Here is a 10,817-nt window from a genome sequence, read left to right on the forward strand (position 1 = left end):
GGGGTTGTTATGGCAATGACAGTACGCCTTGACGTAGTGAGCGCTGAAAAGAGTTTGTACTCTGGTGACGTGACTGCGATCCAAGTGACAGGTAGTGAAGGTGAGCTGGGTATTCACCCGGGTCACGCGCCACTGCTGACTGGCCTAAAACCTGGTATGGTACGTTTAGTAACAGAAGACAAAACTGAAGAGTTTATCTATGTTGCAGGTGGTACGCTGGAAGTTCAACCACAGACCGTAACTGTCCTTGCTGACGTTGCGATCCGTGCGGAAGAGCTTGACGAGCAAGCTGCTGAAGAAGCTAAACGTGAAGCGCAGGCGCAACTGGCTTCAGGCACCGCAGGCGAGCTGGATTACCAGCAAGCAGCCATGCAGCTTGAAGAAGCCCTTGCTCAGCTGCGTCTTCTACGCCAGCTGCGCAAATAAGCAGCCACCTATCTGGTTTAAAAAACCCACGCATTGCGTGGGTTTTTTTATGCCTGAATTTCCCTGCATGTAGGTGGTTTGAAAATGAAGAGTGTTTGGTACAGCGATTGTCTGTTATCACTAAGGAGGCACCCAAGGCTTAGCGTGGTTGTGTATGTGGTAGCGCTTGAGGTGGTATAGAACGGAACAATCTAAGATATGGTAACATCGACTCAGTCAGACAAAGGTTGCCATGACAGCGGGCCTGATTTTCAATCGTAAGTTGATATATTTGGCGAGGTTTGGCGCTGATTTTAGGCCATTTTGTTATAACAAGCCTATGAATAATCGAACTAATTCATTGAGTTATCTATGTATATGCACTAAAGCAATCCGGTTCGCGGGATGGCCCATGAAAAAGTGCTGACTGGAGTCATGGAAGTCGGGAAATAATAATCTGTACATTCGTTTACTAACCTTAATGAAACAGAGTGTTTAACTCTTTAATTTTTTGCTTTAATATTGCCAAAGACGACTTGGTGTAGCTAAGTATCCGAGGCGGTGATTAGGTCTTATCATCTATGAAAAAACCGCCTATCTACTCAGCAGCTTTAATAAGAAGCCAGCCCTACTCATAAACTCTACAATTTAGTTTATTCCAATAGTATAAGGGCCTGATAATAAGCAGTTACGATATGAATGAAGTTAACTTTTCAAGGACTGTGAAAGCGGTAAAATTTGGATCCTGGACACTAGATCCAAAACGGCAAACCATCACAGACGGTGAAGTAACCAGAGAACTTGAACCTCTGTTATTTAAAATCCTCTGCTACTTAATTTTGAACAATGATCAGATCATCACCAGGGACGATCTGGTCAATGATGTGTGGTGCCAAAATTACGTTGATAATAACGCCATCAACCGGGCAATGTCTGAGCTGCGTAAAGTGCTCAAATCAGACAAGCAAAAAGGACTGGTTGTTAAAACACACTATCGTAAAGGGTACAGCTTTTTCCTTGAACCTGAAATTGTTTATCAAGACCTAATTCCTCAGGCCAGTATTACGCCTGTCACGCGGCCTAACACTAAATCACCAGAACAAAAGCCTGAGCCAGTAGCAAAGAAGAAACCGGTTAACGTCTTTAAATTGCGTCCAGCCCTTGTGGCGGTTGTATTAGCTGTGGGTGGTGGTGTACTGGGCCTGATGATGTCCTCAGCAGAGAATGCACCAGAAGCATCACCAGTGCCCTCTGCTTTGGTCGAGGATGTGACCTATAAAGAACAGTTGTTGTCCTGGATGCCTGGTCGCTACATGGGCACTAAAGTCTCCCCAAGTAATGAGTATGTCGCGTTTTCTTTTGTACCTGAAGGCACTAGTAATCAAAGCTTGATCATCAAGGAGCTTAAAACCGGTCTTGAGAAAAAGATCAGTGAAGTGAATATCAATTTTTCCCCATTGGGCTGGACGGCTGATTCGAGCAAGCTTTTTTATCGCCTTGAGGAAGGTGAAAAGTGCGAGGTTTGGCAGACTGACAGAGACTTGGCGGGCAATAGTCGTTTTTTATTCAACTGTAATAGTCCCATTCAGCACGGTGCTGGTGTGGGAGGTAGCTCATTTGTATACTCTAAAGCTAATTATCGCGGACGAGATCAGTTATCTGTTCTGATGAACTATGACTATGAAACGGGGGAGGAGTTTCAGCTCACCTCTCCCAATTTAAACTCCTTTGGCGATATGTTTTTGTTGTATGAATCGTCGCTAGACAGCGTCTTTTTTTCTCGCCGACAGTACGACACCTATGAACTCTACATGACTGATATGGAAGGCAGTAAGCAAATAAAACTGTACGAGTCAAAAACCCCTATCTGGGAAGTCATGTATGAGGCAGAGTCAGACACATTAATGTGGTTCTGTAATGCAACCAACAGGCTGTTTGAATTTTCGTTAGAAGCGAACATGCTTAAAAGCAAGACTCAGCTTACCAATAAAGGAAATTACGCTAACGGATACCCATTGTCTAAGGACAAAGTGATCGCGATTAACTATCCCTACAAGCATAATATTTATGAGCTCAGCTTGTCACAGTCCACATTGTCGCCGTTATTCATCAATGACGAGATTAAGTTTTCGGGTTTTGTGAAAAATGGGCTGGCCCATTACCTGGCTCTTGAGCACGAAAAGTGGATCCTGAAGCAAGGCATTGAACCTGATCAACTCAACACCATTTATACCATAGGCAACCCGCAAGATAGTTTTCCATTGCTTAACTATGATGCCCGGACGGAACAAACATTACTAGGATTTGGCGAGCAGTTAATTGTATTTGACAACCAGTTTAATACACAGCATGTCGTTGAGGTAGAGAATACGGTCTTAGCTGCGGATATTCTGCCTGACGGAGATATTGGATATATTGTTATCGATGAAAATCAAAAAAATAACCAGTTTTATATTTACTCAAAGCAGAGCAAGCAGTCAAAAAGATTACCGATAAAGGATGCAGTTTGGTTTGCTCAGTTCAACGACAGTCAGTTAATTTACCAGTCGCGCAAGAATACGTTGCATTATTTTGACCTGTCTACAGGCGTTATAAGCGACGAAATATCGCTACCACACAGTGCCAACTCCCGGCTGGTAACAAATGACAGGGGAGGTGTTTATTACTCTAATGGTAAGCAAGTCTATCAAATGAAAGAAAGTGGTTGGCATCTGCTGAGCGATTTAGGTGATAAAACGGTTTACTCTTTGCGGTATTCAACGGAGCGCGATTCACTCATTATGACGACGCTGGAAGGAGCAAACAATCACTTGATCCAGTTGGAAGCATCACGGCAAGCTCCATCTCTGTAGCTTTTGTCTGTCAGTGGTATATCGATTGTTATACCACTGACAGGCAGTTGATTCGCACAACTTTCTCCTATAACACTTCCCATCCATCTTACGTTTCTTATATCACTCCTGTTTTTATCTTTGCAAAACGCTTTTTTATGTTGCCGAACCTTACAACCAGGGCGATATGACAAACTTGTAAAGTTGTTGCTAAGGCGGACACTTAAATTTTAGCTGATGAAGACATTATCACTTGCGATTCTTGTTTATAAAACCTTTGCAATCAGTGGTTTAATTAAAAAGATTATATTCGCCATATAAGCTTTGATAACTTCCCATATTCTGTTCCATGCGGTACTGTTTTTACATCAACACGGCAAAAGTGTGTGGCTATCTATATATGTCCGGCTGCAAGACGTGCTGACAACTGAATGACATCCTTTGATAATAAAAAAATGTGAGGAAACAAAGATGAAATTTAAAGTGAACAAAAAAGAGCTAAAAAACCTACAGAGTGAAAAATCATTAAATGCACAGCAGACACGAATGATTGGTGGTGCAGGTGACTACATGGCGCCTAATCCGAGAACCAACACTAGTCACTTTTCAAACAATGACTAATTGTCACTTGAGAATGTAAAAAGGACATGGATGAAATTTTTAGTATGCTTAACAAGTGGGCTAGCGCTCGTATCGACTGATAATAAAAAAGTGTGAGGAAACAAAGATGAAATTTAAAGTGAATAAAAAAGAACTTAAGAATCTTCAAGATAAAAATACACTAAATGCTCAACAGACACGAAAGATTGGTGGTGCAGGTCACTACAAAGCGCCTGGTCCGCGAACTAACACAACTTTCCCATCACTTGACGACTAATCGTCAACTTAAGAATGTTAAAAGGGCATGGATGAAATTTTTAGTATGTTTAATAGGTGGGCTAGCGCTCGTATCGACTGAGGCATCGCCACTTAGCTTTGCAGGTAATCTAACCGTAGGGGCACCCAGTTACCAATATCACTTTGCTACGTCAAGTGGTGCTGCGTTAAACCACCTCGTTACGCTTGATCAGGTTGTCTCTGAGGGAGAACCTTTACTGAGTTACAAAGAGGCTATAAAGGATAGAGTCAAGCTTATACTTGCTGGCTCTCAGGGGGTGGTGACTGAGCTGAATGCCGATTCGTCTGTTTCAAAAGGGGAGTTGCTTGCCAAGCTGCTTACTCCAACTTTGCTTGGCATATTTGAACCAGCTCATGAGCAAGCCGATACACCAAGAGAGCTCTGGTTTTGCCATGTTGGCAATGCATTTAAAGTGAAAGTAAGTTACGAGAGCCGCGAAAAAATGTTTATCACGCTACACCTGAATGAATATGTTACTAAGGTAAGTGAATCGTTCAAAAGTGCAAAGCCAACGACCTTATTTGCGGACAAAGCTGAGTGTCTGGAACAGGTGAGTTCGAATAAAGAGGTAAGGGAATTGCCCTAAGCATGGCGGTGCGTCGGGCATACATATGCGAGAAATGCAGATGTAATAAGGAAATTTCATACTACAGCGCAAAATTTAAAAAAACAATAGCTGATTTCAATTATCGGCTCATGTTCTCCGACACTGCTCCTCTTTTCTCTTTGCGACTCACACAACCGCGCTTTTTGTGTTAGCGGGCGTTGCTCTTGCATGAGGTTCGTAGTTAACACACCTTCAGATAGGCCTGAACAATTCCCATCAATACGTTTACATGTACGGAGCTACACTTTTTTCTGTGTGTGGTCAGTCTCTCAGTCGCCGCTTGCCAAGTTAGGCTGATCTGCTCGCCTTTAGCGCATAAGCACAGCTGTCTTATTCTGCTGTACACTCTGGTACCGTATTCGTTTATCACCGAATTTCATATTCCGCTATTCTCATGGCGTATAACATTGTGTGATGCTTTTACATCAGCGGCCATGGTATAAGAGTATACAGTGGGCAATGTTTCTATGATACCTGCTCTCCTATCGTGCATAGCACAGCCCTCTCACTCAGCTGGATGCTCCGGCACAGACTCTTTTATATCTTATCCACTTATCATCGAATTTCATATTTCGTCATTCTCAGTGCGTCTAATGCTCTGTGTAAATTGGCACTGGCGGGGGCTGCACTCGATCACAGATGGCCGATTAATATTACTGTTTAATGCCCGGCCCTTCGCATGCTGTAAGCGATGGTGACTGGGAGCATGCACTGGTTTTCTGGTGTATGAAGCGACACGAGGCAAGTGCAAAGTAGGTATAAAGTGCAAGGCTGGGCTGTGTGGTGGGTGAAGAGCAAAAGGGTTTGTAAATCGACCTTTCAATGACGTGCTAAAAATACAATGTTACTCGAAGTAGTCACTTATATAGCAGTAATGATTATGTTTAAGTTGTTGTAATATTGGGATAAATTCGTTTTTCAGTGAATTTGAATTCTACCTTTCTGTATCGCACTATGAGTTCAACACAAGCAGCGCCACCTTAAGAGTTTGGCGGTACTGACATCAGAATTGAATGAAATGGAGCGATACCCGATGACATTAAAAGAGTTCTTTGAGCGTTATTACGAAATCATTTGTTCGGGCAATCTCGACGACCTGGAGCCATTCTATCATACCGGTGCGGGTGTGATGGCCGGTGCTAAGTCCCAGTTTGAAAGTATGCGTAAGCAACTGAGCTTTAAAATGACACTGCGTAATGTAGAGCTATTGGCCAAGCGTGACGATTTGCTAATAGTACGGGACGTGATGACCATTGAGGGAGAAAAAGAGGGACAGGCACTTGATAAGCGTTCTGAAAATATACATTCATTGGCGAAAGAAGCCGGTCAGTGGCGAATTTTCTCGACGTCAACGTTTCCAGGTGAGGCAGAGTAATTATGTCGGGGTTATTCAGAAAAGAAGCCATTGAACACCAGGGGCAGAAATTAGATGGCGAGGTATCCATTGCGACGCACATGTCATTTAACTGGATCCTACTGGTAATTCTGGCGACGGTATTGATTGGTATCACTTACCTGGTGGTTGGTGAGTATCACAGGAAAGAGATCGTTTCAGGCTATCTGAGGCCAACAGATGGTCTGAGTAAGGTGTATCCCCTGGGTCAGGGTGTCATTGATGAAGTTTATGTCGAAGAAGGACAAAAGGTCGAAAAAGGCCAAGTGCTTGTGCGGGTAAGAATGGAGCGGATCCTGACCTCTGGCAGCGATATGAATGAAGCGATTTTAGCGGAGCTCATTAAACAAAAGGATTTGGTAAAGAAAAATATAGAGAATCAGACGCAGCTGGCGAAAGTCAGTCAGGAGAAGCTGGACTCTCAGATCAATAACACGGCATTTCAGCTTACACAGACTAAAAAGCAACATGAATTGCTTACTCAGCGTGTCGAGCTCAGCGAAAAACGCTATCGGGATACGCTGGCATTGATTGAAAAAGACTTTGTCTCTCAATCTGATGTTGAAAGTGTCCGCGATGCCATGTTGGTTTTGCAACAGCAAGCGGAAGATCTGGAAGGGCGAGTATTGAGCCAGCAAGAGTCCCTTAGCCAGCTGCGTCTGGAGCGTCAACAATTGCCGCTGACTTTACAGAAAACAGAAGCACAGCTGAGAACTCAACTTGCTGATATTAATCAGCAGATCACTCAGGCCAGTGCACAGCAAAGTTACGATGTTCGTAGTCATAGAAGTGGTCGGGTCAGCAGTCTGATGGTTAAACCAGGCATGATTGCGCACAGTACCAGTCCTTTAATGACGGTACTGCCTGAAAATGCGGCGCTGGAAGCTGTGTTGTTAGTCCCATCCCGCGCATTTGGTTTTGTACAGGAAGGGCAAAATACGCGGATCCGTTATCAGGCCTTCCCCTATGCCCGGTTTGGCATCTATGAGGGCACGATTTCGAGCGTCTCAAAATCAATTTTACTCCCTAATGAGACAAGTTTGCCTGTGACACTCCGAGAGCCGGCTTATCAGGTGGTTGTCTCACTCAAAGCACAGCATGCCCACGCCTATGGTGCGTCTGTTCCTCTGCAGGCTGGGATGTTACTGGAAGCCGATATTATGGTTGATAAACGCACCTTGTTTGAATGGTTATTTGAACCTCTTTACAGCATTAAAGGAGCAATCTGATGGAAAATCCAATGCACTTACTCCGGTTTAGCGCTGCCAAAAGGCTGCCTGTTATTTTGCAAACCGAGGCGGCGGAATGCGGGCTTGCCAGCCTGGCAATGGTTGCTGCTTATCACGGATACAAAACAGATCTGACGACATTGCGTCAGACCCATGAAATCTCATTGAAAGGGGCGAACTTAGAAGAGCTAATGCAAATTGCAGACAAGCTCAAGCTCAGTTCTCGGGCACTGCGGTTAGATTTAGAACATCTGCCGCAATTAAAAACCCCCTGTATTTTACACTGGGATATGAATCACTTTGTTGTACTTAAAAAAGTGACTAAACACAGTGTTGAAATACACGACCCAGGTTTAGGCCATCGTAAATATACCATGGATGAGTTTTCGAAACACTTCACTGGTGTGGCACTGGAGCTGAGTCCAACGGAAGAGTTTAAGTCTGAAGATACCCGGGTAAACCTTAAGTTGTCCGATTTTTGGAGCAAAGTGACAGGCCTTAAATCCACATTGGGTAAAGTGTTTGTTTTGTCCTTACTCTTGCAGGCTTTCGCCATCGCCAGTCCATACTATATGCAACTGGTTGTTGATGAAGTCATTCTGAGCTTTGACCAAAACTTATTGGCTATTTTAGCCGTGGGATTCGGCTTATTGATGCTCATAGAAATGGTGACTGGCGCGGTACGGAGCGTGTTATTGCTGCACTTCGGTAACCTCATGAGTATTCAGCTTGGTGCAAACTTGTTTCATCACCTTATCCGCTTGCCACTGCAGTATTTTGAAAAACGTCATATTGGTGATGTGGTGTCACGCTTTGGCTCATTACAACAGGTAAAAGAACTGCTGACCAAAGGCGTGATCGAAGCCTTAATCGATGGGGTTATGGCCATTGCAACCTTGATCATGATTTTTGTGTACAGCCCCAAATTGAGTGCCGTGGTACTTGTTGCTACCGCAGTGTATGCCGTCATACGCATTGCCATGTACAGACCGTTACGACGCATGTCGGAAGAAGTCATCGTAAATCAGGCCAAAGAGCAGTCTAACTTCATGGAAACGGTACGTGGTATCCAAACTATCAAGTTGTTTGGCCGCGAAGTGCAAAGGCAGAGTGTCTGGCATAACAAATACGCAGACAGTTTGAATGCCGGGATCCGGGTAGGTCACTTGAACATCGGTTATGAGGCAATCAACAAGGTGATCTTTGGATTTGAAAATGTGCTGGTGGTCTACTTTGCTGCAATGCTGGTTATGGAAGGCGATCTGACTGTCGGGATGTTATTCGCTTTCATGGCATATAAGCGTCAGTTTGTAGAGAAAATGGCGTCTCTTATCGAAAAGCTTATCGAGTTTAAGATGTTAAGTCTGCACTTTAACCGGCTTGCTGATATTTCACTGACCGACAAAGAAGATCATATGCAGGGTAAAGCCAGCAGTGGTGAATTGACCGGAGCGCTTACACTTCAGGATGTCACTTATCGCTACAACAGCAAAGAAGCACCGGTGTTTAAAAACCTGGACCTGACCATTGAGGCTGGTGAATCCATCGCGATAGTCGGCCCGTCCGGCTGTGGCAAAACGACGCTTGCCAAAATCATGCTGGGCTTATTTGAACCCGAAGCGGGCAAGGTACTCGTTGATGGGATCGACATCAAGCAGATAGGGTTATCAAAATATCGCTCCCAGATCGCGGCTGTGATGCAGGATGATCAGTTATTGTCAGGCTCCATCGCCGATAACATCTCGTTTTTTGACCCTGACCTGGATATGCGAAAAGTCGAGTGGGCGGCTCAGGTTGCTGCCATTGATAAGGATATTATGTCGATGACCATGGGGTATAACACTCTGGTGGGAGATATGGGAGCAGCCTTGTCCGGAGGGCAGATCCAGCGGCTGCTGTTGGCCAGGGCGTTGTATCGAAAACCCAAGATTCTGTTTATGGATGAAGCAACCAGTAATTTGGATACCAAGCTTGAGTTCTCAGTCAATGAAGCGGTTAAGAATCTGGATATTACCCGAATAATCATAGCGCACAGGCCTGAAACCATTGCCAGTGCAGATCGTGTCATTGAGTTGAGATATGGGCAGGCCGTTGCGGTAGATAAGCCGGATATTAGTCTGAGGCGGCCTAAGTCTGCAGATGTATCCTTGTGTATAGATAGCACGCCATATACTGAAACAGGTGCGACGAGTGAGTTTAATATGGCTTAGTATAATTCACTATAATAAGTATGTGGTTTATATTTGAGTGCGCCCTTATTAATTTTAATGGCTTTTGTTCTTGGTTGTGGTGTGCACTCAACTAACTTTTTAATTGTTTTTTTATTTTTATTTAATTGAATTTTATTTTTAATATAACCTGTTGACATTTTGTTTTTTGGTGTTAACTTATAAATCAAGCTTAAATCTTGGCGGAGATAAGCTTAAATCAAAAAGTGTAATAAGGTTTGCGAGATTAATACTCTCTTTAATTTGGAAGTTCTATTTTTAATTTGGATTTTTAAATTCTTTGAGTTCTCCATGAAAATTTAAAAATAGAGTTTGTTAAATACAACCATAGAATATTTTACTGTGAAGTTAAAATTGCTTTGGGATGTTGCAAACCTCTTTCTGTTCTCTGGCTTTATCGTTTTCGTTGTTAAGCCTTTAAGAAAGCAGATAGCAATCTGATATTAACGGCTGAAGCCGTTACATAAAAATAGGAAAAATTATGAAAAATCTAAATGCTAAAGACCTGGTTCTGATCGCTGGTGGTGAAGAAGAAGTACCTATGTGTCCTGATATTGATCAATATACCAACTAATTGAGGAAATTAAGATGAACGAATTAAATAAATATGAAGTGGAAAGTGTAAATGGTGCGGGCCGTGAATATGATGACCCGTGTGATCCTGAGCTTTTTTTCAACTAATAAGGAATAAAAAATGAAAGAAATAAAAGAATTAACAGCTGTTTCTGGTGGAAGTCTGTGTGAACACTGTGCTGAAGAACTACGTGAACTTGAAAGCCTTAAATAATAACTAAAAGGAAATAAAATGAAAGTAATTAATAATCCAAGTTTGGTTTCTGGTGCAGGCGAACCTTTTATCGATATGAGCTGTGATGTTATCGAGCACCAAGATTGCACATCTAATTAATTTTAAATAGAGAAAACAGAAATGAAAGAACTAAATAAAACAAGTGTGAAAGAAATATCTGGTGGTGTTGACTACTACATCGAGTATAACGCTGATAACAAAACGATCGGTGTTGGCTTCAGCATCAAATTCTAAGTCACAGTTTTTTGGAGACAGTTATGAAAGAAATGAATCAAGTGGCAGTAAGCCAGGTTGCAGGTGGTGTTGACTACTACATCGAGTATAACGCTGATAACAAAACGATCGGTGTTGGCTTCAGCATCAAATTCTAAGTCACAGTTTTTTTGGAGACAGTTATGAAAGAAATGAGTCAAGTGGC

At 43.0% G+C, this 10,817-nt stretch carries 8 protein-coding genes; all 8 read left to right on the top strand.

Going from position 1 to position 10,817, the window contains the following annotated elements:
• Positions 1-9: 9 nt before the first annotated feature.
• The 8 genes from ACXAH1_RS23640 (at position 10) to ACXAH1_RS23675 (ending at position 9,573) form a co-directional block, all read left to right on the top strand.
• The gene (locus ACXAH1_RS23640; RefSeq protein WP_046004727.1) at positions 10-426 is read left to right on the top strand and encodes a F0F1 ATP synthase subunit epsilon; all 417 of its coding nucleotides are present in this window, start codon (positions 10-12) and stop codon (positions 424-426) included.
• Positions 427-1,100: 674 nt separating this feature from the next.
• Positions 1,101-3,257, top strand: coding sequence for a winged helix-turn-helix domain-containing protein (locus ACXAH1_RS23645; protein WP_475200094.1), 2,157 nt, complete (start codon positions 1,101-1,103; stop codon positions 3,255-3,257).
• A 450-nt stretch (positions 3,258-3,707) separates the two neighbouring features.
• On the top strand, positions 3,708-3,857 hold the full coding sequence (locus ACXAH1_RS23650) for a hypothetical protein (protein ID WP_253111095.1): 150 nt from the start codon (positions 3,708-3,710) through the stop codon (positions 3,855-3,857).
• 106 nt (positions 3,858-3,963) lie between these two features.
• Positions 3,964-4,113, top strand: a complete 150-nt coding sequence (locus ACXAH1_RS23655; protein ID WP_475200096.1) for a hypothetical protein — start codon at positions 3,964-3,966, stop codon at positions 4,111-4,113.
• A gap of 31 nt (positions 4,114-4,144) precedes the next feature.
• A complete protein-coding gene (locus ACXAH1_RS23660; RefSeq protein WP_475200098.1) occupies positions 4,145-4,720 on the top strand; it encodes a hypothetical protein in 576 nt (191 codons plus the stop codon).
• Between the two features lie 1,054 nt (positions 4,721-5,774).
• On the top strand, positions 5,775-6,116 hold the full coding sequence (locus ACXAH1_RS23665; protein WP_475200099.1) for a hypothetical protein: 342 nt from the start codon (positions 5,775-5,777) through the stop codon (positions 6,114-6,116).
• A 2-nt stretch (positions 6,117-6,118) separates the two neighbouring features.
• A complete protein-coding gene (locus ACXAH1_RS23670) occupies positions 6,119-7,363 on the top strand; it encodes an HlyD family secretion protein (protein ID WP_475200101.1) in 1,245 nt (414 codons plus the stop codon).
• Complete coding sequence (locus ACXAH1_RS23675; protein WP_475200102.1) at positions 7,363-9,573, top strand: peptidase domain-containing ABC transporter; 2,211 nt, start codon at positions 7,363-7,365, stop codon at positions 9,571-9,573. The genes ACXAH1_RS23670 and ACXAH1_RS23675 overlap by 1 nt, the downstream gene beginning before the upstream one ends.
• The last annotated feature ends 1,244 nt before the right edge of the window (positions 9,574-10,817 follow it).

It is taken from the genome of Pseudoalteromonas sp. AWH4_217 (genome assembly GCF_056161105.1).

Excerpts from the sequence above, each read along its gene's own strand:
- ACXAH1_RS23665 (WP_475200099.1), top strand. The coding sequence starts at position 5,775 with ATGACATTAAAAGAGTTCTTTGAGCGTTATTACGAAATCATTTGTTCG.
- ACXAH1_RS23655 (WP_475200096.1), top strand. The coding sequence starts at position 3,964 with ATGAAATTTAAAGTGAATAAAAAAGAACTTAAGAATCTTCAAGATAAA.
- ACXAH1_RS23670 (WP_475200101.1), top strand. The coding sequence starts at position 6,119 with ATGTCGGGGTTATTCAGAAAAGAAGCCATTGAACACCAGGGGCAGAAA.
- ACXAH1_RS23650 (WP_253111095.1), top strand. The coding sequence starts at position 3,708 with ATGAAATTTAAAGTGAACAAAAAAGAGCTAAAAAACCTACAGAGTGAA.
- ACXAH1_RS23640 (WP_046004727.1), top strand. The coding sequence starts at position 10 with ATGGCAATGACAGTACGCCTTGACGTAGTGAGCGCTGAAAAGAGTTTG.
- ACXAH1_RS23645 (WP_475200094.1), top strand. The coding sequence starts at position 1,101 with ATGAATGAAGTTAACTTTTCAAGGACTGTGAAAGCGGTAAAATTTGGA.
- ACXAH1_RS23660 (WP_475200098.1), top strand. The coding sequence starts at position 4,145 with ATGAAATTTTTAGTATGTTTAATAGGTGGGCTAGCGCTCGTATCGACT.
- ACXAH1_RS23675 (WP_475200102.1), top strand. The coding sequence starts at position 7,363 with ATGGAAAATCCAATGCACTTACTCCGGTTTAGCGCTGCCAAAAGGCTG.